17 protein-coding genes are annotated in these 22,094 nt (G+C 45.7%); 7 read left to right on the top strand and 10 right to left on the bottom strand.

The window, feature by feature from the left end; genetic code table 11:
* Position 1: 1 nt before the first annotated feature.
* From ygjJ to ebgR, 6 genes are all read right to left on the bottom strand, one after another.
* The gene (gene ygjJ, locus MSG36_RS05340; protein ID WP_048605573.1) at positions 2 to 1,066 is read right to left on the bottom strand and encodes a protein YgjJ; all 1,065 of its coding nucleotides are present in this window, start codon (positions 1,064 to 1,066) and stop codon (positions 2 to 4) included.
* 428 nt (positions 1,067 to 1,494) lie between these two features.
* Positions 1,495 to 2,928, bottom strand: coding sequence for an amino acid permease (locus MSG36_RS05335; protein ID WP_050649663.1), 1,434 nt, complete (start codon positions 2,926 to 2,928; stop codon positions 1,495 to 1,497).
* A gap of 570 nt (positions 2,929 to 3,498) precedes the next feature.
* Positions 3,499 to 4,923, bottom strand: a complete 1,425-nt coding sequence (locus MSG36_RS05330; protein WP_048605567.1) for an amino acid permease — start codon at positions 4,921 to 4,923, stop codon at positions 3,499 to 3,501.
* Positions 4,924 to 5,121: 198 nt separating this feature from the next.
* Positions 5,122 to 5,574 (bottom strand): beta-galactosidase subunit beta, encoded by a 453-nt coding sequence (locus MSG36_RS05325; protein WP_050644914.1) that lies wholly within the window; start codon positions 5,572 to 5,574, stop codon positions 5,122 to 5,124.
* Between the two features lie 3 nt (positions 5,575 to 5,577).
* The gene (ebgA, locus tag MSG36_RS05320) at positions 5,578 to 8,700 is read right to left on the bottom strand and encodes a beta-galactosidase subunit alpha (RefSeq protein ID WP_248366603.1); all 3,123 of its coding nucleotides are present in this window, start codon (positions 8,698 to 8,700) and stop codon (positions 5,578 to 5,580) included.
* Positions 8,701 to 9,024: 324 nt separating this feature from the next.
* Complete coding sequence (gene ebgR / locus MSG36_RS05315; RefSeq protein ID WP_248366601.1) at positions 9,025 to 10,008, bottom strand: transcriptional regulator EbgR; 984 nt, start codon at positions 10,006 to 10,008, stop codon at positions 9,025 to 9,027.
* A 393-nt stretch (positions 10,009 to 10,401) separates the two neighbouring features.
* Between ebgR and galE the strand changes: the two genes are divergently transcribed.
* From galE to galM, 4 genes are all read left to right on the top strand, one after another.
* A complete protein-coding gene (galE, locus tag MSG36_RS05310; protein ID WP_017070355.1) occupies positions 10,402 to 11,412 on the top strand; it encodes a UDP-glucose 4-epimerase GalE in 1,011 nt (336 codons plus the stop codon).
* Positions 11,413 to 11,605: 193 nt separating this feature from the next.
* Positions 11,606 to 12,661 (top strand): UDP-glucose--hexose-1-phosphate uridylyltransferase, encoded by a 1,056-nt coding sequence (locus tag MSG36_RS05305; protein ID WP_016784956.1) that lies wholly within the window; start codon positions 11,606 to 11,608, stop codon positions 12,659 to 12,661.
* Between the two features lie 191 nt (positions 12,662 to 12,852).
* Positions 12,853 to 14,013: a galactokinase gene (galK, locus tag MSG36_RS05300; RefSeq protein WP_248366599.1), complete on the top strand. Its 1,161-nt coding sequence runs from the start codon at positions 12,853 to 12,855 to the stop codon at positions 14,011 to 14,013.
* Between the two features lie 111 nt (positions 14,014 to 14,124).
* Positions 14,125 to 15,204 (top strand): galactose-1-epimerase, encoded by a 1,080-nt coding sequence (gene galM / locus MSG36_RS05295; RefSeq protein ID WP_248366597.1) that lies wholly within the window; start codon positions 14,125 to 14,127, stop codon positions 15,202 to 15,204.
* 218 nt (positions 15,205 to 15,422) lie between these two features.
* Here galM and MSG36_RS05290 read toward each other — a convergent pair whose 3' ends face one another.
* A complete protein-coding gene (locus tag MSG36_RS05290) occupies positions 15,423 to 16,421 on the bottom strand; it encodes a substrate-binding domain-containing protein (RefSeq protein ID WP_048612259.1) in 999 nt (332 codons plus the stop codon).
* A gap of 197 nt (positions 16,422 to 16,618) precedes the next feature.
* Here MSG36_RS05290 and MSG36_RS05285 point away from each other — a divergent pair, with 197 nt between their 5' ends.
* Complete coding sequence (locus MSG36_RS05285; RefSeq protein ID WP_017060796.1) at positions 16,619 to 16,951, top strand: tRNA-binding protein; 333 nt, start codon at positions 16,619 to 16,621, stop codon at positions 16,949 to 16,951.
* Between the two features lie 46 nt (positions 16,952 to 16,997).
* Here the strand turns inward: MSG36_RS05285 and MSG36_RS05280 are convergent, their stop codons facing one another.
* Positions 16,998 to 17,552 carry a gamma-glutamylcyclotransferase family protein gene (locus MSG36_RS05280; RefSeq protein ID WP_017063327.1) on the bottom strand — a complete coding sequence of 185 codons (555 nt, stop codon included), beginning with the start codon at positions 17,550 to 17,552 and terminating at the stop codon, positions 16,998 to 17,000.
* Positions 17,553 to 17,840: 288 nt separating this feature from the next.
* Here MSG36_RS05280 and MSG36_RS05275 point away from each other — a divergent pair, with 288 nt between their 5' ends.
* Positions 17,841 to 19,025, top strand: a complete 1,185-nt coding sequence (locus MSG36_RS05275) for an NnrS family protein (protein WP_248366595.1) — start codon at positions 17,841 to 17,843, stop codon at positions 19,023 to 19,025.
* Between the two features lie 67 nt (positions 19,026 to 19,092).
* Here MSG36_RS05275 and MSG36_RS05270 read toward each other — a convergent pair whose 3' ends face one another.
* Positions 19,093 to 20,100: an adenosine deaminase gene (locus MSG36_RS05270; protein ID WP_248366593.1), complete on the bottom strand. Its 1,008-nt coding sequence runs from the start codon at positions 20,098 to 20,100 to the stop codon at positions 19,093 to 19,095.
* Positions 20,101 to 20,454: 354 nt separating this feature from the next.
* Here MSG36_RS05270 and MSG36_RS05265 point away from each other — a divergent pair, with 354 nt between their 5' ends.
* Positions 20,455 to 20,772, top strand: coding sequence for a DUF3622 domain-containing protein (locus tag MSG36_RS05265; protein ID WP_017056240.1), 318 nt, complete (start codon positions 20,455 to 20,457; stop codon positions 20,770 to 20,772).
* Between the two features lie 202 nt (positions 20,773 to 20,974).
* Here the strand turns inward: MSG36_RS05265 and MSG36_RS05260 are convergent, their stop codons facing one another.
* A complete protein-coding gene (locus MSG36_RS05260; RefSeq protein ID WP_017060792.1) occupies positions 20,975 to 22,021 on the bottom strand; it encodes a succinylglutamate desuccinylase/aspartoacylase family protein in 1,047 nt (348 codons plus the stop codon).
* Positions 22,022 to 22,094 lie beyond the last annotated feature (73 nt).

The following is a 22,094-nucleotide window of genomic DNA, read 5'->3' as shown; positions in this document are numbered from 1 at the left end:
ATTACCAGTAGAAGTATTGCATTGCGAACACTTGCGCGTCGCCGATTTCAGTGTCGCTGCCTACGCCAAAGCGGCTATCGAAAGCAGTCGCAAATGTGCCGTTTCCGTATTCGTACCAAACGCCCGCGTTGATGTAAGAGGTGATTTCTTTGTCGCCGTTGTCACCATCAAAGTTTGCGTAGTTGTAGGCTGCTGAAAGGTAAACACCCTGTGCCGCTTCGTACCAAGCACTGGTTTGAATACCGGATTCGCTACCAAATGATTCTTGGTTGCCTTTGTCTGTGTCGTGCCAAATACGAGTCGCAAAGTTTTTATATTCAGCACCCAATAGCAATAGTTCACCGCCATCGTTGTTACGTACTTCACCACCACCCATTAGGGTTAAGTCGTCGGTCAGATCGTATTGGAGGTAACCGTTGACCATGGCGTTCTTATCTTTCCATTGGTCTGCGAAGTTGTCGTATTTACCGAAGTGAATGAGAGCATCGTCTTCAGAGAAGTCAGACTCTGGCGCGAATGAAACGCTGTAGCGAAGCTTGCCTTCTAGGTTTTGGATCTTCACACCAAGGTGCACGTCACGTGTGTTCGAGATCGCGTAACCGTATTCAACCGTAGGGTCACCCCACCATTGAACGTCATCCAGTGAAGAGTCCATACGACCAATCATGAATTCTGTTTTATTGTCGGTGCGGTAGCCAGCGTAAAAGCGGTTAAAACCACCTTCAAAGCCGCCCCAGCCATGGCCAGTTGCCCAAGCGTTGCCTTCGTCGTCGGCTTGCACTGTCCAGCCTTCCATGTAAGCAAGACCGAACCAATTGCCATGCTCGATAGCTAAGCCAGCTTCAATGTAAGTGCCGTCTGCATAACGGCCTTTGTCATCACCTTCTAGTGCCACGTGACCACCAAGGCCAAGCTCACCATAAAAGTTAAATAGGGTTTCAGTTTCTGTTTTAGGGGGCTGAGTATCACTGTGGTTTGCTGCGGACTCTTCCGCGTGGGCAGTGGTACTTAGGGCAGCAAGAATACAGCTTGTAATAAGAGTGGTTTTAGTAAAACTACTTTTCATTTTAATCACTTCTGTGTCGGGGTTATCAATGAAGGTTCGTAAGCAGTTCTGACTTCTAATATGGGGTGCTCTTCAAGGCGTATTGGTCAGGTTACTTACGATCGCAAAACCGATATTAATGATAATTTTGGTGTTTAAAATTAACTCAGTCTAAAAGTGTGATCTATTTTTAGTAAATTTTTACTTTGTTTTTATTTTGACTTTAAGTTGAATGTGTAGAGGCATGGTTAGGGTGATAGCTATTCAGTTGGTGAATTGCTTTACAGGCGGTTAGATTGTTGGCTCGAATGTCTTCTTTCTTGAAGGCTTTGGTGAAATTTAGGTGTTGAGTGGGAATGTACCGGCAAATGAAAAGGCACTCACCAAATGCGAGTGCCTGAAGTTTAAATGTAAGTGCCTTAAGCTTTCAATCAGAGTGTAGGGTAAAGCTAAGCGTTCGCCGGTTCAGGCTTTGCTTCTAGTTTTTTCTCTTCTGGAGATAAGCTTTTCTCGTATTGACCGTACTTCCACCATGCGTAGCCAAGGAAGATCACGATACCGCCCACGTTGTAGAAGATGATGGTCATGATGTCTGCGCCTGTTGGGAAGGTAGAAGCGAAGAAGCCAACCGTAAAGATAGCGATAAGAATCGATACTGCAGTAATACCGACCGTACGGGAACCCATGCGGAAATCACGAGGAAGGTGATCCAGTTTTACGCGCAGGTGAAGGTAAGCAATCATGATGAACAGTGGCGGTAGCATAGAAGCGGCTGCAGTCATGTTAATGATGGTGCTCATCAAGTCTTGCACTGTGTCAGAGGCCAACGTTGGGATGAACATCAGTGGAATCACGATGAAGAACTGAATCCATGCCGCGCGCTCTGGAACGCCTTGTTTGTTAAGCGCGACAGTTTTCTCGCCGAAGATGCCTTTAGGGATTTCAGAGAAGAAAATCTTAACGGGTGTTGCCGTCCACATCAGCAGAGAGCCCAGCATCGCCGTGAATGAAACCACACCAACGAAACGGTTCATCAAGATTTCAGATAGGCCAAAGTGTCTTGCTAGCCCTTCAAATACCTGAACAGAGCCGCCTGTAAATTTAAGTTCTTCACGAGCAACGAAAACGTTCGCCAACACAGATCCTACCGAGTAAAGCGCACCGATAAAGATACCCGCGATGATGATGACTTTAACGAAAGACTTGTGACCGCCTTTGATGTCGTTAACGTAAACCGCAACCGATTCTGCACCACCTGCCGCCATGAAGATCCAAGTGATTACGCCAAGGAATGCCCAGTTGAAGCTTGGTGTCATGGCTTCGATGGTGATTGGGTCAGCTGGCTCGATACCGCCTACCAAAGCACCGCCAGATAACAAGATGTAAGACATCGTTAGCAGCAGCATCAGTGAGGATGTTAGTGAAGTGATAGGGCCCAGTAATTTCGCGCCGTTATTCGAGATATGAGTCGCGACCGCAAACAAAATGGTACTCAGAATTGCGGTGGTCATTGGCGTGAATATGTACTCAAAACCTAAGAACGCATACGACGCGTAAGCGATGATTCTAGGGAGCAGAGAGGTGAAGAAGAACAGGTTAACAAACCAGTAGGTGTAAGCTGAAATAAACGCCCAGCGGCCGCCTAGAGAGCTTTTAACCCAAGAGTAAACACCCGCTTCAGAGTCTTTATTCAGTGACACAAACTCTGCAACGATCAAACAAAATGGCACAAAGTAGAAGATGGTTGCTAGAAAGAACATCGGAGCTGAGGAAAGGCCGATCTCGATGTTGTTATTAATGATGTTATTGAAGCTGTATACCGCCGCGAAGGTCATAGACAGTAGGGCAAATTTGCCTATCGTACTGCGTTTATTTTCGGACATGATGTTCTCCGGTGAATCACGTTGATGATCGTTATAACTTGGTCCTAGAGAGGGAAGCTCTAGGCCGCACTTTTATTGTTATGTTGGTTTGGCAAACACCCGCTTTGTTTTGTTAGGGTTGGCTCATTGTTGTTTTTATAGATTTACGATCGGACTTCTTTGGGCTTTTTCTCTCTGGTGTTTCAGTAAAGTTATTACCAAAACAAAGAGTTAAAGATTAAGAAGTTCATTGAAGAGATTGCTGGTTTCATGAGCGACGATTTATAAGGCTTGTAGGGGCTTTTTGTCGCTTTTTTTATATGAATCAGTTTGTCTCTTCAGCAAGAAGATTAAAGATTAAGCGGCGGGAAGTTAATCGAAATTGATCAAATATGTGACCTTGAGTAAATAAATTTAGTTAATGTTTTACCTTGGTTTTTATTCGAGTTTTATTACCCATTAATTGGTGTTTTTCGTGAAGTGAAACCTTGACGGAATGCCGTTTTTATTTTTAGATTTTTTTTAATTGTCTGATTTAAAACAAAAAAAGCGCCGGGTAGGCGCTTTTAAAGTTGGGGGTAATGCAGAGTGCTACGATTGCTTAGCTGTTTCTAGCTTTGCGTCTTTACCTGCCTGCTTTTTTTCAAAGCGAGAGATCCACCACCAAGCAAGACCAGAGAATACCGCTGTCATGAATACGTTGATAAAGAAGGCTTGAACTAGGTCAACACCTGTTGGGAATGCAGATGCCGTCATACTCACAACGAAGATGCCGATAAGTACAGATACAACAGCCATACCTTGAACTCGAGTACCCATGCGGAAATCACGCGGTGTGTCGTCATGCTTCAAGCGGAATACAAAGTACGCCACCATGATGAAGATCGGCGGAAGCATTGCTGTACCAGCAGTTAGGTTGATTGCTGTGTTCATCATGTCTTGTACTGATTCAGAGCCGAAGCCGTTAACCACAAGCATCACGAATACAAACGCGAACTGCCACCAAGCTGCACGCACTGGCACGCCGTGTTCGTTAAGCTCTGTTGTCTTCTCGCCGTAAACACCTTTAGGAATTTCAGAAAAGTGAATTTTTACTGGGGCTGCTGTCCACATCATCATCGAACCGAACATAGCAACGAATAGGATAATACCGACGAAGCGACCCGTTAGAGATTGTGAAATGTCGAAGTAGTTCGCCATACCTGTGAAGATTTCAACCATGCCGCCAGCGTAGGTCAGTTCATCACGAGCAACGAATACGTTAACAAGTAGAGAGCCCACTGCGTACATTGCGCCGATTGCGATACCTGCACCAATGATAACCTTGATGAAAGACTTGTGACCGCCCTTAACATCGTTTAGGTAAGCGGCTGCGGTTTCTGCACCACCGGCTGCTTGGAAGATCCAACACATGATACCTAGCGTTGCCCAGTTGATGGTCGGAGTCATTGCTTCAAGCGTGATTGGTTCTACTGGTTCATGGTTGCCGCCCAATGCCATTAGGGCACCGATAACGTAGATTGCAAACAGAGCGAATACACCGTATGCCACGATCTCTGCAATTTTACCTAGCCAGCTCGCGCCTTTAGTTGAGATGTGAGTTGCTGCCGCAAATAGAGCAATCGAGATAGCTGATGTAACGACTGGCGAGAAGGCGTATTCATAGCCCAACATCGCGTAAGACGCATAGGCGATTACGTTTGGTAACAGGGATACAAACCAGAAAAGGTTTACGAACCAGTATAGGAACGAACCTAGGTAGGCTGCTTTTGAGCCTAGTGGTTTTTTAAGCCAGTCATACATGCCTGACTCAGAATTTTTATTTGCTGATACGAATTCAGCAATAATGAATACGAACGGAATGAAGTAAATAAGGGTCGCAAGCAAAAAGATAGGAGCAGAACTCAATCCCAATTCGATGTTGTTGTTTACAATGTTGCGAACGTTAAATACCGCTGCAAATGTCATGGAGAGTAGGGCAAATTTGCCTAACTTACCGCGTACAGATTCAGACATAGTGTCCTCCAAGGGTCACGTAATTATAGTCGTTATATCTTTAAGCTTCCTTGTAGGGAAGAAGCATAAAGGCGTTTGCAGTGTGGCTGAGTCTTGAACGGCAAGCCTCAGTCACACTGTGAATAGATCTTGTGGTTGCTACTTTCGGCTGTTTGGCTTCGGTAGCTTAATGTCGGTTACTTATTTAGCTTCTGTTACTTACTTATTAAGGAAATAGCCGTCTTCAATGGTCACTTTCAGCACCACTTTGCGAACTCGGTTATCACCGTGGAATCGGTAGGCTTTGCTGTTATCAAAGATCGCCACTTGGCCTTCAACTAACTCACGAGTCTCGCCGTTACCCATGAGGTGTTCACGGTCGGTTTCATCGCTGTAAGCTTGGGTCTGTTCAAGCTGAGACTTATCTGCAAACTCAACCGTTTCACGACCTTCCAAGTAGTAGTGCACATCAAAGTAACGGCGGTTACCGGTGAAGTTTTCTGTGTTACGAGCCACGCCGTCTTCAATCATGTAAGCCAGTGAGTCACCAATGGAATACATCACGCCATCTTTGATTTTGCCGATGTTTTCAATCGCCTCTACACAGCGTTGCCATTTACGACCGTCGCGGTAAACGACTTTAAATTGCTCTAGGTTGTCTAAAACGATCATCGCTTATGCCTCGTTCTGTTGTGGTTGAGTTGTTGGCGTATTTGCCGTGAAGAACTCGTCACCAAAGTTGTGATTGATTAGGTGTTGTGCGTCGCAATCGCCTGCTTTGAATGGAATCAGAGTTAAGCCATAGCGGAACTCGTCCATGTACACGCGGTAAGAATCCAACACTTCGCTGCCCCAAGAGTTTGAGCCTAAGCCCATCACTTGGTGGTCTAGGTTTAGGGTGATGTAGCCACTCTTCTCTAGTTCAATCGTGTGCTGTGCTTGATGCAGGTTTTGGTTGGTGTAGAACCATGCGCTGAAGTTGATTTCTTGCTGTGGTTTTACTGCAATACCATTACCCGCACGGCTTGAAAGCGCAGCCCAACGAACGTGTTGGCGGTTGCCGTTGTTTTGTGGGAACGGGTAGTTCTCGAACATGTCAGCCACGGTTGATTGGTAAACATCAATCATGTTGGCTTGCTTGCTGTCTTGGTAGTTCTCTTCTGGGCCGCGGCCGTAGTATTGAACTTGGTCGAAGTCGCCGTTGATGCCCATGTCGAAACCAATAACTGGAATCACATGTGGATAATCACCGTAGCGTTCGCCGCTCAGTTCAACGTTTAACTGACCTTCGGCACTGATCTGGTAGCGATATTCACAACGCATGCCGAAATCAAATACTGGTGGAGCAATGATGCTGGTGGTTGTGATCTCTACCTTGCCGTTTACCTGCTCGACATTCACGCACTCAAGGTCAATGCTACGGAAGTGTTCCTGCATGATCTGTAGGTGTGCAGGTTCCCAGTAACCATCGTGCTCTTGCTTATGGTTATCGATCATTGGCTTGAAGAAGTTCAGCTTAGGCTCAGACTTAATCAGTTCCTCGCCATTGACTAACCATGACGTCAGTTTGCCGTTCACTTTCGAGAAGTTCAGAGCAAAATTATGGCCTTTGACTAGGTAAGCTAAGCGAGATTCTTCAACATTCAGTGCTGTCGCATTGTTGTTGGTGAAGGCTTCAAGTTGTGCTGTGTTCTCTTTCACTTGGAACTGATAAACCGCGATGTCGTGGTTCGCTTCGCTGTATGAAGTACGAGAATCCTTACGAACCGTAAAGTTTACAAACACTTCACGCTCATCAAACTCTGGCAAGTTAAGCGTCAGTTCACGGCTAGAGTTTTCAGCAAGCTCTTCAACCTTGATGTGTTGCACGGCAATGGTTTCACCTTCAGCGCGGATTTCCGCAGTGATGGTGTAGTCATCGATGTTTGAGAACCAAAGCTTGTTGTCTACCGTGAAGGTGCCGGTTTGTGCATCGAAATCGCGAAGCTTCACTGGGGCAATCACTTGCTTGTACTCTTTCAAGCCAGGGCCTGGCGTTTGGTCTGGGTAGATCAAGCCATCCATGCAGAAGTTGTAGTTGTTCGGATAGTCACCGTAGTCACCGCCGTATTTGTAGAATTCTGTGCCTGCTTCATCACGCGCCAGAATGCCGTGGTCACACCATTCCCAAACATAGTGACCTTGAATTGCGTCATGCTTGTAGAACACATTTTGGTATTCAGTTAAACCACCCGGGCCGTTACCCATTGCGTGTGCGTATTCGCAGATGATGCGTGGCTTTTCGTGTGGGAATTCACCGAAGGTATTCATCAGTTGAGCGCGTGAGTACATGGTTGAAATTATATCGACTACTTCAGCATCACGGTCTTCTTCGTAGTGAACCAGACGCGTGTCATCAATTGCTTTTGCAGCATCGTACATAGAACGGATGTTGCAACCGTAACCAGACTCGTTACCTAGAGACCACATGATGATAGAAGGGTGGTTCTTTTGAGCGTGGATATGACGTTCGATACGTTCAACAAACACCGCTTCCCATGCTGCATCGTTAGTGATGCGGCTTAGGTCGCCAACGTTCGCAAAGCCATGTGTTTCGACATCGGTTTCGCCCATCACGAACAGGCCGTAGATATCACACAGTTCGTAGAAGCGTGGGTCGTTCGGGTAGTGCGCAGTGCGTACTGAGTTGATGTTGTGTTGCTTCATCAACACTAAGTCTTTCTCTACGCGATCCATCCCAACAGCACGACCTTTCAGGTGGTCGTTGTCGTGACGGTTCACGCCGTGCAGCATCACGTATTTGTTGTTGATGTAGAACAGACCATCGCGAACTTTAATGTCACGGAAACCAACGCGCTGTGGAATCACTTCCAACACCTTGCCGTCACCATCTTTCAGCGTAAGCAGCAGTTGGTACAGGTAAGGGTTCTCAGCGTTCCATTGAACTGGGTTAACCACATCGATAGAGAATTGAGTACTCGTATTGCCGTCAGTTGGGACAGATAAGCTATCTACAGAGCCTTGCGAGATAACTTGGCTGCCATCAAGCAATGCGTACTCAAGGGTTGCGTTTGCCGCTGCTGCTAGGTTTTCTAGTTCCACTTTGCACGACAGGGTCGCGCTTTGGTAAGCGTCGTCGAAATCGGTGCGAACGGTAACGTCTTGAACGTGCAGTTGTTCTTTACCAACTAGGTAAACGTCACGGAAGATACCGCCCGTCCACCACATGTCTTGGTCTTCAATGTAGGTGGAATCGGCCCACTGCATCACACGAATAGAAAGTAGGTTGTTGCCTGCTTTTACTTGGTTAGAGATATCGAACTCAGCGGTTAGGCGGCTGCCTTTGCTGAAGCCCACGTACTCGCCGTTTACGTAAACTTCGAAGTAAGTTTCAACGCCATCAAATTTGATGATGGTTTGTTTCTCGTCCCAGCTTTCGCCAAGGAAGAAAGAGCGTTGGTATGCGCCGGTTGGGTTGTCTGATGGTACGAAAGGCACATCAATTGGGAATGGGAAACCTTCATCTGTGTATTGGAGATCGCCGTGGCCTTCCATTTGCCACATGTTTGGAACCGTGATGTTGCCCCAGTCGCTCATTTCCTGAGAATAGAACTCTTCAGGAACCAATAGCGGATTGGTGAAATAGCTGAAATTCCATTGGCCACTCAATAGTTGGAAGTGGCTGCTCAGTTCACGCTGAAACGTTTTTGCATTTTTTTCTGATGCGTACGAGAAGAAGTATGCACGCGGTGCCATACGGTTCTCATGTAAGTTCAGGAAGTTTTCCCAGTTGTTCACGTTGCCTCTCTCTCGGCCTGAATGCAGTTTGCTGACCGACGTTCTTATGCGTAATTGGGTCGTAGTGAATACGAGTATTTTTGGACTGAGGTAATTATTAGTAAAAGTTTTACTAAATGAAATTGGTGAAAACGTTTTACTTTAACTTCATCACGTTTTTTATGGTCTTTTTACGGTGCTGTGTGATCCACTTAAAAGAATGCTATTGGCTGATTTATGCAGTAGGTTAAAGAGGGAGATATGTGTCGATTGATGTATGTGACGGGCACAAAAAAGGCCACCTTCAACAAAGGCAGCCTTTATTTATCTACTTGATATATTTAATTATTTTGTTGTATCGCGCAGCTTAAGTTTGCTTGGTACATAGACGCGTAATGGGATGGTTCGGCCGTCGCGTACTTTTTCAATCAGCAGGTTAACGCCTTGAATTCCCATTAGTTCAGAGTGAATACGAACAGTCGATAAAGATGGGAAGGTAAATTTAGCTGTTGGGATGTCGTTTACACTGATCAGCGCAATATCTTCAGGAATGTTTAATCCGTGCTCATGAACTGCTCGTAAAACGCCAATTGCGATGGAATCTGACGCAATAAACATGGCTTTAGGGTAGTCGCCCGTCGCGAGCATATGTTTTGCAAGCTTGTAACCTGATGAGCTAGAGAAGTCACCACGGTAGATGTCTTGCTCACTGACAACATTTTTGAGGCCACCATATTCAGCAAAGGCGACTTCACGAATATCAGGGGTGTTGACGTCGTCTTGACCACCAATAAAGCCGATACGCTCATAGCCTTGGTTGACAAAGAAGTTGGTGATCTCTTTGCTGATCAAAGTCAGGTCGATATCGACAGAGTCATAAGGTTCTGAGTGATCGGTAAAATCGACATAACAGATATTATCGCTCAGCTTCTTAGCTTGCTCGATAACCTCTGGTGTCATTCTACCCACCAACAAAACACCTGTGATTGGCGCTGAATTTATCTGTATTTTACTTTCATAACAGTTGGTTAGCTTAACTTCCATCTTTTCACATTGGGTTTCAATTCCATGGCGAATCGATAGGTAGTAAGGGTCGTTAACCTCAGCTTCTTGCTTGTAGTTATACAGTGCTAGGAAGTGATGGTTTTGTTTTTTACTGCTAACGGTTTTTCGTGAGCTGCTGGTTTTGTATTCCAACTTCTCTGCAATTTCAAAGATACGCCTTTTGGTCTCTTCCTTGACGCTTAATGTTGGATCTTCATTGAGAACCCTTGAAACTGTAGCCAATGATACATTCGCTTCAGTCGCGATATCTTTTAACGTTGCCATACTCACTTCCTGTTATTGGAACATTGCGCTGCTTTGAAATTGGTATTTAGTAAAAAAGCAATGCACCTCTTTATTCTACAGACCTATTGTAATCAAACTGGACGTCATTGCATTAACTTTTAGTAAAATAAATGCTCAACTCATCTGTGATGTCTCAAATCTAACTATCTATAATTATCTTATTAAAATTCAATGAATTAGAGGTTAACAGCTATACGTTCTCTCTATGTCATGATCAGTACCAATGATGAAAGTCAGTGTAAACGTTTACACTTCGTGGTTTTGATCACAGAATTATAGTCAAAATGGCTGCTACTATTTCTGACATACGGTGCTACTGAGCTGAATGTCAGTTCGAGTTAGCCCACGAATGACGACAAAGAGAGGTTGATTGTGAAAGTACTGGTTACGGGCGGCATGGGTTACATCGGAAGTCATACATGCATTCAAATGATACAGGCGGGTATGGAGCCGATCATTGTTGATAACCTTTGCAACAGCAAAGAGCTAGTGCTGGAACGAATCGAGTCGTTAACTGGCAAGCGACCAACATTTTATCTTGGCGACATTCGTGACCAATCTTTTCTAGATAGCGTGTTTTCAGAAAACGATATCCAAGCGGTGATTCACTTTGCTGGCCTGAAAGCGGTAGGGGAGTCGGTGGCTAAGCCTTTGGAGTACTACGATAACAACGTTAATGGATCATTGGTGTTAGCTCGAAGCATGAAGAAAGCGGGCGTGAAAAGCATCGTATTTAGTTCTTCGGCTACCGTTTACGGCGATCCAGAAGTAGTACCTATTACTGAAACTTCACCAACTGGCGCGACAACCAACCCTTATGGTCGCAGCAAATATATGGTGGAAGAGTGCTTGAGCGATCTGTTCAACGCGGAGAACGATTGGAGCGTGACTTTACTGCGTTACTTCAATCCAGTTGGCGCACACCCATCGGGCACTATGGGTGAAGACCCACAAGGTATCCCAAATAATTTAATGCCGTTTATTGCTCAAGTAGCCGTCGGTCGCCGTGAAAAACTGGCTGTTTTTGGAAACGATTACCCAACAGTCGATGGCACAGGCGTTCGTGACTATATTCATGTAATGGATTTAGCGGACGGTCACGTCGCAGCACTAAAAGTGGTTGGTGAGAAAGCGGGCTTACACATTTACAACCTAGGTACGGGCAAAGGCTCAAGTGTACTCGAGATGGTTGAAGCCTTCGCACAAGCATCGGGCAAACCGGTTCCTTATGAGCTTTGTCCACGCCGTGCTGGTGACATTGCCGAATGTTGGGCAAGCACTGAAAAAGCAGAGCGCGAGCTTGGCTGGAAGGCGACGCGTAGCGTGATGGAGATGACGGCGGATACGTGGAATTGGCAGTCGAATAATCCACAAGGTTACTAAGTAACTTTTAGGTTATTGAGAAAAGAGATTCCAGATATCTCGTACCTCGATTCTGGAATGACGAATTTAAAAACTACGATTTCTGAACGTCATTCCCTACAGCGAGGCACGAGCGTGATAGGGAATCTCCTTGTAGAAGAATTATTCATCTTGGTGAATTGACCAAGACACAAAATTTGAGAGCAATCTAAACATGTCAAAAGTTGAATTTAACCCAGTAGACCACCCGCATCGTCGTTATAACCCATTAACGGGTCAGTGGATCTTAGTATCACCGCACCGAGCAAAACGTCCTTGGAGTGGCCAAGATGAAAAACCATCGACTGCGCAGCTTCCTGCGTATGAGAAAGAGTGTTTCTTGTGCCCAACCAATACACGTATCTCGGGTGACGAAAACCCAGATTACGACGGCACTTACGTATTCAGTAATGATTTCGCGGCGTTGATGCCTGATTCACCTGATGCTCCAGAGTCTGAAAATCCTCTATTCAAGACTCAAGGTGTTCGCGGGTTGAGCCGCGTGATCTGTTTTTCTCCGGACCACAGCAAAACGCTGCCAGAGTTACCAGTAAACAAGATTCGCGGTGTTATCGACACATGGAATGAACAGATTGAAGAGCTAGGTAAAGACTACCTATGGGTTCAAGCGTTTGAAAACAAAGGTGAGACCATGGGCTGTTCTCAGCCACACCCACACGGTCAAATCTGGGCAAACAGCTTTTTACCCAACGAAATTGAACGCAAAGAGAAACTGTTAAAAGAGTACTTCGAACAACAAGGTTCGAATCTTTTAGTGGATTACGTTGAAGCTGAAATGAAAGACGGTTCTCGCACTGTGGTTGAAACTGAACATTGGATTGCTGTGGTTCCTTATTGGGCGGCGTGGCCATTTGAAACCATGTTGCTACCAAAAACACACATCCGCCGTATGAGCGAACTGACTGATGAACAACGTGATGATCTAGCGCTTGCGATTAAGAAGCTGACCAGTCGTTACGACAACTTATTCCAGTGCTCATTCCCTTACTCAATGGGCTGGCACTATGCACCGTTCTTCGAAGAAGGTACGGATATCGATCACTGGCAGCTGCATGCATTGTTCTACCCGCCACTGTTGCGCAGCGCTTCGGTTCGTAAATTCATGGTCGGCTACGAAATGTTGGCTGAGTCTCAGCGTGATTTAACCGCAGAACAAGCGGCGCAGCGTCTGCGTGATTTGAGTGACGTTCACTACAAAGAGCAGGAATAGCCTGTTTCGTAGATAACGAGCGAGATTCCTGATATCTCGTCTCTCGATTCTGGAATGACGGCAGGTGAGAAGCCGATGTTGTCATTCCCTACCGTGAGAGACGAACGAGATAGGGGATCTAAAAGAATTAAAGTGGTGCCGTAAAGGGGCCATAACCAATTGAACAAAGAGTTTAACCAGAGAGTTTACTTATGTCTGATCTAATCCAAAACGTGAAAGCATCTTTTGAGCAAGTCCTTGGTTACCAAGCGACTCATATTATCCAAGCACCAGGTCGTGTGAACCTGATCGGCGAGCACACTGACTACAACGATGGTTTTGTTCTACCGTGTGCCATTAACTACCAAACGGTAGTCGCAGCGGCTAGGCGTGACGACAACATTGTACGCGTAGTATCAGTGGACTACGGCAATGCAGTCGATGAGTTCGACCTAACTCAAGAGATCACCTTCCAACAAGACAAAATGTGGGCTAACTACATTCGTGGTGTGGTGAAGTGCTTAAAAGGTCGCGGCTTTGAATTTACAGGTGCAGACATCTCTGTAACGGGTAACGTACCTCAAGGTGCAGGTTTAAGTTCTTCTGCGGCACTGGAAGTGGTGATTGGTCAAACATTCAAGGTGCTTTACAACCTAGAGATCAGCCAAGCCGAAGTGGCGCTTAATGGCCAACAAGCTGAAAACGAATTCGTTGGCTGTAACTGTGGCATCATGGATCAAATGATCTCTGCAGAAGGTCGCGCAAACCACGCGATGCTTTTGGATTGTCGTAGCCTAGAGACTCAAGCGGTTTCAATGCCAGAAGATATGGCTGTGGTTATCATCAACTCAAACAAGAAACGCGGCTTGGTCGACAGCGAATACAACACACGTCGTGAACAGTGTGAAGAAGCGGCGCGCATCTTTGGTGTTCCGGCACTTCGTGATGTGACTATTGAACAATTCAAAGCGAAAGAGTCTGAGTTAGATGAAATGGTCGCGAAACGTGCTCGTCACGTGATCACTGAAAATGACCGTACCGTTGAAGCGGCTCAAGCTCTGCGTACTCACGACATGAAGCGTATGGGTGAGCTCATGGCTGAATCGCATGCATCAATGCGTGATGATTTTGAAATCACGGTGAAAGAAATCGATACGCTGGTTGATATGGTCAAAGAAGTGATCGGTGAGCAAGGTGGCGTGCGTATGACTGGCGGTGGTTTCGGTGGTTGTATTGTGGCATTGGTTCCACCTGCATTGGTTGATGAAATCAAAACAACCGTTGAACAGAAATATCAAGCGGCGACGGGCCTAAAAGAATCTATTTATGTGTGCCAAGCGAAAGACGGAGCAGGCTTAGTTGAAGTAATCTAACGGCTTCGAGACTTAATATAGAGCTTACCAAGTAAAAAGATCATGGTAGGCCAAATGCTAAAGCCTTTACTTCAGGTAGAGGCTTTTTACTGGCACTAGAAGGAATTTAGAATGACACAAGAGCAAAACCTGCATCAATCCATGACGCAGACTCCAGCCTATGATGGCCAACCCGCTCAGTTAGTGACGCTATCAAATACGCATGGCATGCAAGTGACATTCATGGATATTGGTGCAACATGGTTGAGCTGTATCCTGCCAGTAAAAGGAAACAAAAGAGAAGTTTTGTTGGGTGTTAACTCAATGGAGAACTTCGATAAACAAGCCAGCTATATGGGCACAACCGTTGGCCGTTATGCTAACCGCATTGCTAATGGTCGCTTCAAAATTGATGGTCAGAATTACAAGCTGGAAACCAACCAAGCGGGCAATACCTTACATGGTGGTCCGAACGGATTTGATAAGCGCCGTTGGAATATTGCCGAGCAAACCGAAACGTCAGTAGTGTTCAGTCTAGAGTCTGCTGATGGCGACCAAGGATTCCCGGGGAATTTGAATGTGTCGGTACGTTATGACATCACCGAAGACAATCGAGTGTCCATTAATTACTCTGCAACCACAGACAAGCCGACTGTAGTCAACCTAACGAATCATGCGTACTTCAATCTACTTGGCGCTGAAGCTGGACACGACTGTTTGTCACACATTGTCAGCATCAACGCCAATCAGTTCTTACCGACCAATTCGGTGGGTATTCCGTTAGGTAATCTTAAATCGGTGAAATCGACCAGCTTTGACTTCAATCAGCCTATGATGATCTCAGAGCGTTTGTTGGGCGATGAACAGCAGAAAGCAGCAAAGGGTTACGACCACTCTTTCTTATTGGCTGATGGCTGCAAACGCACTCAATGTGCCGCGACCGTAACCTCACCAGATGCGCTCGTCACACTAAAAGTATTTTCAACCAAACCTGCAATGCAGCTATACACCGGAAACTGGCTTGGTGGCACACCAAACCGAAGTGGTGGCAGCTATGAAGACTACGCTGGTTTGGCGCTAGAAACCCAGTTCTTACCTGACTCTCCTAACCACCCAGAGTGGAAGCAGGACAGTTGTATTCTCAAGCCTGAACAAGAATATAACTACAGTACCTGTTACCAGTTTGAATTTTCGGGGGATTCTTCAAACTAGTACGCTCTAGCTCAAAGCGGTACGCCAATGTCTTTTGCTTGTGAATAGGACGACGTGAATTATCGCGTTGTTCTTGGGGGATGAGCAAAAGTGGCGCTCAACAAGAGTGCGGTTTATTAAGTGCGATTGTTGAGTATCTGAGTAAGGTAGGAAAGCCCTAACAGAAGCGATTCTGTTAGGGCTTTTTTTTGTTTATTGTTTGATGATTAGACTAGAGCTTAGACTTTCTCTACCGAATTGCGGCGTACCAGAGTTGGAGAGAACATCATTGGTTCAGTGGAGGTGTTTTCACCTTTGGCTAAGTGCAGCGCGAGTCGTGTCGCTTTCTCTGCCATCATCTGAATCGGGTAGCGAATAGTGGTGAGCTTTGGATGAACATAGCGGGCAATCAAGCCATCATCGAAGCCGATGATCGACATTTTGTCTGGCGCTTGAATACCGTTTTCATCAAGGACAGACAAAGCACCAGCTGCCATGTAATCGTTGTACGCCACAATGCCAGTGATTGGCAGTGACTTAGTCAGAAGGTTAGTCATGGCGTATTCGCCACCGTCACTAGTGGGCGCTGAGTATTCAATATAGCTGTCAGAGAGCGCTATTTTGTAATCTGAGAGTGCCGCTAAGTAACCTTGGATACGCTCATCGGCATCTTCAATGCTATGAGATGAGGCGATACAGGCAATGTTCTGATGGCCATGGCGGATCAGATATTCCGTCGCAAGATACGCGCCTTTCTTGTTGTCCAAGAAAATACAACGGTTGGCAATCTCAGCAATATAACGGTTGATCAGCACTAAGCCTTTGACTTCTTTTGCATAGGCGATAAGTTCTTCGTCTGTAAGGCCTTTCGAGTGGATCACCAGGGCGTCACAACGGCTGTTAATCAGCAATTCAATCGCTTGTCTCTCTTCTTCACGATCGTGAGAGCCATTACCGACAAGGATATGTTTTCCGTTCTCACGAGCGACATTGTCGACAGCCTTAACCAGCGTGCCAAAAAAGGGATCGGAGATGTCACCGACCAATACACCAACAGTGTTTGTGCTTTGGCTTACCAGCGCTCGAGCATTGGCATTCGGGCGATAGCCGAGTTTAGACATCGCTTTAGTTACAGACTCTACCGAGCTTGCACTCGCCTTGGGAGACTTGTTGATCACTCGAGATACGGTTGCAACAGAAACACCAGCTTCCTTTGCTACATCTTTAATTGTTGCCATTTTTAACCTCTATACATTGCTGCATCTATTTAACACCGACAATGATAGTAAGGCAACGAAACTCTCATTTTACTTCCAGTAATGAGATCTTTACCGCTTGTAATTATTAGGCTTAATGCTAGTGTAAACATTTACATTTTACTTAATTTTAGTAAATGATTTAATGGGTAAAAACAAATCAATATAGGAAGTGAGAAATGGATACTGTCTCTTATGGTGACTTTGCTAAGTTAGAAATGCGTGTGGGTAAGATCATTGAGGTTGTGCGTCATGAAAACGCCGACAAGCTGTACATCGTGCAAGTGGATGTTGGTGACAAGACGCTGCAAACGGTGACTAGCCTAGTCCCTTATTACACAGAAGAAGAGTTGATGGGTAAGCAGGTTGTAGTTCTGTGCAATCTAGCGAAGGCGAAGATGAGAGGCCACACTTCTGAGTGCATGTTGTTATGTGCAGAAACGGAAGATGAATCTGAAAGTGTATTGCTAACACCTGAACGTGCGATGCCAGCAGGTATTCGTGTCGTTTAAGCTCACTTTAGGTTGGTGAGTCAATGTGTTCACCAACCTAAATCAACTAGCTGCGCACGGTCAGTATCAAGCCATCAATCACACTGTGGTGGTGATCGGAAACTCCAGCAAGGTTGCCGTATTTAGGCTGGTGGCGATCATTTTCTAATGGGTGATGCCAACCTTGTGTGTGTTTAACAAAGTGCGCCGCAAAGCTTTCAGACACCTCTAAACATCCTGCCAATACCGTATCGACATAGGTTTGAACGATAGGGCTGTTTTCGCAAGGTGCTTCAATCTCGTCTTTGATGTAAACCCAGATCGATTGATCCTGTTTGAACTCATCTTGGCTTTCTATCTGAGAGGCCTTTAACTCGATTCGGTGATAACCACGCTCACGGCGATCAAACTCAGCCAGTGCAATATCATCCACCTCAAGCAACACACCATTCACTTGTCCCTCGCCGAGATTGACGATCAAAGGTGATAACACATAGCTGTCATCGATCTTGCTCCAATGGCGAATTAAGCCATGAACAATCGCAGGGATTGCTTGCCCTGTCTGACCGGTAAGCTGGCGTGAAGATGAGTTGATTAAGCTGCCATAACCAAAAATATACATCGCATTCCTTGTCTGAGTTGTTCCATTTAAGTCTAGTCTTACTATATGTGGCGAGATACCAAAAGTCAGTAAGTTTCTATTTATACATCTATATGTCTTTATGACTCTTTCGATTGTGTTTTTTTGACTTGTTTATTGGTTGGTAAATCTCGTGAGTCACTGTTTTTACTGGTTTTATCTAATTGGCGCGTTTCATGCAATGTGATCTGCATATTGCATCGGATTTGATGCACACCAAATTTGGTTTAGGTAATACCTTGGCCGCTTATCTGAGAATTAGGAGCGAGTTTGTTAAATATCACAGATAAAAGTGTAGAAGACGCGATTCCAGCCTACCTGCGTTTAGGCTTTCGACCTTTCTTCTTTTTAGGCTGTCTCTATGCCGTGATTGCGATTGTCGCTTGGGTCATCATGTTCCAAAACGGTCAGCCTGAGATTTTAAAAGTTCCTGCACTGTGGTGGCACGTACATGAAATGCTGTTTGGTTTCTCAATGGCGATAGTGGTTGGTTTTGTGTTAACGGCGGTACAAACGTGGACGGGTGTCAACGGCACCAAGCACTATCGATTAGCTGCGCTAGTCGGTTTGTGGCTCGCACCTCGTATTCTATTTTGGACACCCGCTCCGTTATGGCTGATCTCGTCGGTTGAGGCGCTGTTCTTAATCTTCGCCGCCTACGAAATTGGTTTCCGAGTCGTGAAGTCGAAAGGCTGGAAGAACCTGTTCTTTGTACCGCTGTTTATATTGGCTATCGTGGCGAACTTTGCTAGTTATGCGACCATTAAGGGAATGCCTCCATTTCCATCGTCTGCAGTTTGGCAGGCTATGTTGTGGTGGTTTACCTTGCTGTTATCAGTGATGGGTGGGCGAGTTATCCCATTCTTTACGGCGCGTCGTTTTGAGTTTGAAAAAGCTCAGCCCTTGGTTTGGTTGGAATGGTTAGCCAATCTACCTTTGGTTGGTTTATTTGTGTTGAGCTTCTTCCCATTAACCTTTGCTCAAGTCGGCAATGAGTTGATGGTATTTGCAGGTGTGACTCAGTTGGTGCGCTTTATCCGCTGGAAGCCTTGGACAACGCTGTCTGAACCTTTGGTGTGGTCGCTGCACGCGGCTTATCTATGTATTCCTCTCAGCTTGCTGTTACGTGGTCTGTTAGACAACCCGTTCGCGAGCCACAACATGCTGCACTTGTTTGCGATTGGCGGTCTGAGTGGGTTGATTCTGGCGATGATTACGCGCGTTACGATGGGGCATACCGGTCGTGCCATCTACAAAGGGCCAAGTATGGCTTTGGCGTTCTCGGCTATTTTTATCGCGGCACTCGTTCGTAGTTTAGGTGTAACATTCTTCCCGGCGTATTTATTTGAGATGGTCAACATCAGCGCCGGTTTATGGACGTTAGCGTTCGGGCTGTTTATCTGGAAGTTCGGTATGATGCTGTTAACGCCAAGAGTGGATGGTCACCCGGGCTAAGCCAATGGGTTATCGAACCATACTGAAAGGGAAGCTCAGAGCTTCCCTTTTTGATCTTGATAACTTATTAAGTATTCGCAGCAAGGTATTGGCGTACCTGCGTGATGAGATCTTCCTTGGCGTGAGGTGAGATAAAACTGGCTTCGATGGCATTAATACTAAACTGCGCTAATTCGTTTTTCGTCAGTGGATGAGCATTGGCGACCGCGAGGAAGTTATCATTCATATAGCCGCCGAAGTAAGCCGGATCATCGGAATTGATGGTGACGCACAGCCCTTTTCTCAGCAGCTCGACGATGTTGTGCTCTTGCATGGTCTCAAACACCTTGAGCTTGGTATTCGATAGCGGGCAGACCGTCAGTGGTGTACGTTTTGCTATTAGCTTTTCCATCAACTCTTCATCTTCTACACAGTGAACGCCATGATCAATTCGGGTTATGCCTAACAAGCTCAGTGCGTCGACAATATTTTGTGCTGGGCCTTCTTCTCCGGCGTGCGCGACAGTCAGGAAGCCTTGGTTGATCGCTTCTTGGAATACATGTTTAAACTTCTCTGGCGGATTGCCCTGTTCTGATGAATCTAACCCAACGGCAATAATCTTATCTTTATAGGGAAGGGCTTGCTTGAGTGTTTCAAAAGCGCTGTCTTCATCGAGGTGACGCAGAAAACACATGATCAGTTGGCTGCTGATGCCAAGCTCTTGCTCTGCTTGATTCAAAGCTCGAGTAATCCCACCAACGATGACTTCAAAGGCAATGCCGCGTTCAGTATGAGTTTGAGGGTCGAAGAATATCTCAGTATGAACCACATTATCTTGCTGGCACTTCAACAGATAAGCCCACGTCAGGTCGTAGAAATCTTGTTCATGAATCAGTACGTTAGCACCTTGATAATAGATATCGAGAAAAGATTGAAGGTTGTGGAACTGGTACGCGTCTCGAACTTGGTCAGGGGTCTCAAAGGGAATCGACACGGCATTACGCTTGGCGAGTTGGAACATCAGCTCTGGCTCTAGTGTGCCTTCTATATGTAAGTGCAGCTCAACTTTCGGTAAATTTTTGATGAAGCTATCCATAGCAACTCCTTAGCTATTTTAATTATGAGCGGAGTAGGTGAGACAGTAGAGTCTATAAACCTGAGCAAGCAGGTATCTCTTTCATTTATCTCTGTTTGAGCATAGTTCATTTCATTGTTGTCGATAAAATAGGACAGAAGTTGATGGTGAACCGAGAGTTATGAACCGATTGAAATCAGGCGCAAACGATTTGCAGCATTGGAGTGTGATCCGCTGCAAATATTTGCAGCAATATTCATTGATTTGTGCTCTAATACCGCGCTTACCAAGGGATGGTGTTAAAAGATGCTCACTTAGATGGAGTTATCAAAGTTGACCGATCCCTTAATGATCTCCCTTAGGAAAAAATAGAACATGTCTAAGAACAAAAAATTTGATATCCGCCTTACAGAAAAACGCAACGGTTGGTGTGCAGAGATTACTCGTCAAGTAACGTCTCGCAGCACTACAGTATCTAAGCGTGAGTCTGGTTTCGAAACTGAAGCTCTAGCACAAGAGTGGGCAGAGAAAGAGCTAGCATCTTTCATCGCTAACCAAGCTGAACGTAACGAGCGTAAATCAGAGCAGCGTAAAGAGCGTGACGAACTACGTCATACTAAAGAGCTTAAAGCTGAGCAAGCACGTGAAGCGCGCGCTAAAGCTCGTGCAGAAGAGCAAGAAGACGCTGAATAATTCAGTGCATGACTAATTTATAGATCCCTTAATTTTAAGATAAGGGATTTGTGAAAAAAAAGCCCCGATACAACTTTTTTCTTTATAGTTAAAAGTGTATTGGGGCTTTTTAGTTTGTGGAGTTCTGTTTTATTGTGTTTAAGAGCTCGGTTTGGCTTCTTGCTTTTAACGTCGAGCTCTTAAACTGTTAAGCATTGTCTGATCAGTTATTCAGCGCAGTTAGCCAATCGTCTTCTGCCACTTCTTCAATGTAGCTTTCTACTGATTGTCCGACTTCTTCATCGTCTTGCTTGAAGTAAGCGATGTGGAACACAGCATCACCTTCATTGACCAAAGGCAGAGTTTGCTGACCAATCACGATACCGCCTTTGGTTGTGATCACTTGGCCTTCTTGGTGACCCAATGGAGAGCTGATGTAAGCCAGGGTTTGTCCTGCTTCAACCTGTTCGCCAAGTCTTACCATGTTACGTAAAATACCGTCTGACTCCGCGCGGATCCAGCTGGTGGATTTACTCAATACTGGCTCTGGTAACTTCTTACGGTTAGGGCGCAGCATGCCGATTTCTTTCATCACTTGATGCACGCCAAGGTAACCCGCACGAATCGCTAGGTGATCAAAACGCAGCGCTTCACCACCTTCGTAAGTTAATACAGGAATACCCAGTTTTTCAGCTTCGCTACGCAGTGAACCGTCACGCAGTGGAGAATCAATGATCACGGGTGTTGCGAACGCTTTTGCGATGCGCAGTGTTTCAGGGTTCGATAGGTTTGCACGAATCTGTGGCAGATTGGTACGGTGAATCGCGCCCGTGTGTAGATCCAGAATGTAATCACAGTGCTTCGCCACGTTCTCAAAGAAGGTGTAAGCGATGCGTGATGTTAACGAGCCTTTCTCACTGCCAGGGAAGCAACGGTTTAGGTCACGACGGTCTGGTAGGTAACGAGATTTATGGATAAAGCCAAACACGTTAACGATAGGCACAACAATTAATGTCCCTTTCAGTTTCTTTGGATCAATCGCATTGGTCAGTTGTCGTGCAATTTCAACACCGTTTAGCTCATCGCCGTGGATAGCCGCATTTACCATCAGTGTTGGGCCTGCTTGGCGACCGTGAATGATTTCAATCGGGATCGAAAGTGGAGAATGCGTGTAAAGCTGAGCCGCTTGCAGTTCAATCTCCATTCGCTGTCCTGGCTGAACAGTATAACCAAGTAATTCGAATGGTTGATTAGGTTTTAGTCTTGCCATTTAGGTTGTTCTCAACATGGTGATAATTCGTTAACACGGAATGTAGCAATCGTTGATTTTTAGTACGAATCAA

The organism is Vibrio sp. 1CM8B (assembly GCF_023161685.1).
Lineage (GTDB): Bacteria > Pseudomonadota > Gammaproteobacteria > Enterobacterales > Vibrionaceae > Vibrio > Vibrio coralliirubri.
The sequence above is the reverse complement of the archived record's forward strand: the minus strand, read 5'-3'. Positions and strand labels throughout refer to the sequence as shown.

Excerpts from the sequence above, each read along its gene's own strand:
- ygjJ (WP_048605573.1), bottom strand. The coding sequence starts at position 1,066 with ATGAAAAGTAGTTTTACTAAAACCACTCTTATTACAAGCTGTATTCTT.
- MSG36_RS05335 (WP_050649663.1), bottom strand. The coding sequence starts at position 2,928 with ATGTCCGAAAATAAACGCAGTACGATAGGCAAATTTGCCCTACTGTCT.
- MSG36_RS05330 (WP_048605567.1), bottom strand. The coding sequence starts at position 4,923 with ATGTCTGAATCTGTACGCGGTAAGTTAGGCAAATTTGCCCTACTCTCC.
- MSG36_RS05325 (WP_050644914.1), bottom strand. The coding sequence starts at position 5,574 with ATGATCGTTTTAGACAACCTAGAGCAATTTAAAGTCGTTTACCGCGAC.
- ebgR (WP_248366601.1), bottom strand. The coding sequence starts at position 10,008 with ATGGCAACGTTAAAAGATATCGCGACTGAAGCGAATGTATCATTGGCT.
- MSG36_RS05305 (WP_016784956.1), top strand. The coding sequence starts at position 11,606 with ATGTCAAAAGTTGAATTTAACCCAGTAGACCACCCGCATCGTCGTTAT.
- galK (WP_248366599.1), top strand. The coding sequence starts at position 12,853 with ATGTCTGATCTAATCCAAAACGTGAAAGCATCTTTTGAGCAAGTCCTT.
- galM (WP_248366597.1), top strand. The coding sequence starts at position 14,125 with ATGACACAAGAGCAAAACCTGCATCAATCCATGACGCAGACTCCAGCC.
- MSG36_RS05290 (WP_048612259.1), bottom strand. The coding sequence starts at position 16,421 with ATGGCAACAATTAAAGATGTAGCAAAGGAAGCTGGTGTTTCTGTTGCA.
- MSG36_RS05285 (WP_017060796.1), top strand. The coding sequence starts at position 16,619 with ATGGATACTGTCTCTTATGGTGACTTTGCTAAGTTAGAAATGCGTGTG.
- MSG36_RS05280 (WP_017063327.1), bottom strand. The coding sequence starts at position 17,552 with ATGTATATTTTTGGTTATGGCAGCTTAATCAACTCATCTTCACGCCAG.
- MSG36_RS05270 (WP_248366593.1), bottom strand. The coding sequence starts at position 20,100 with ATGGATAGCTTCATCAAAAATTTACCGAAAGTTGAGCTGCACTTACAT.
- MSG36_RS05265 (WP_017056240.1), top strand. The coding sequence starts at position 20,455 with ATGTCTAAGAACAAAAAATTTGATATCCGCCTTACAGAAAAACGCAAC.
- MSG36_RS05260 (WP_017060792.1), bottom strand. The coding sequence starts at position 22,021 with ATGGCAAGACTAAAACCTAATCAACCATTCGAATTACTTGGTTATACT.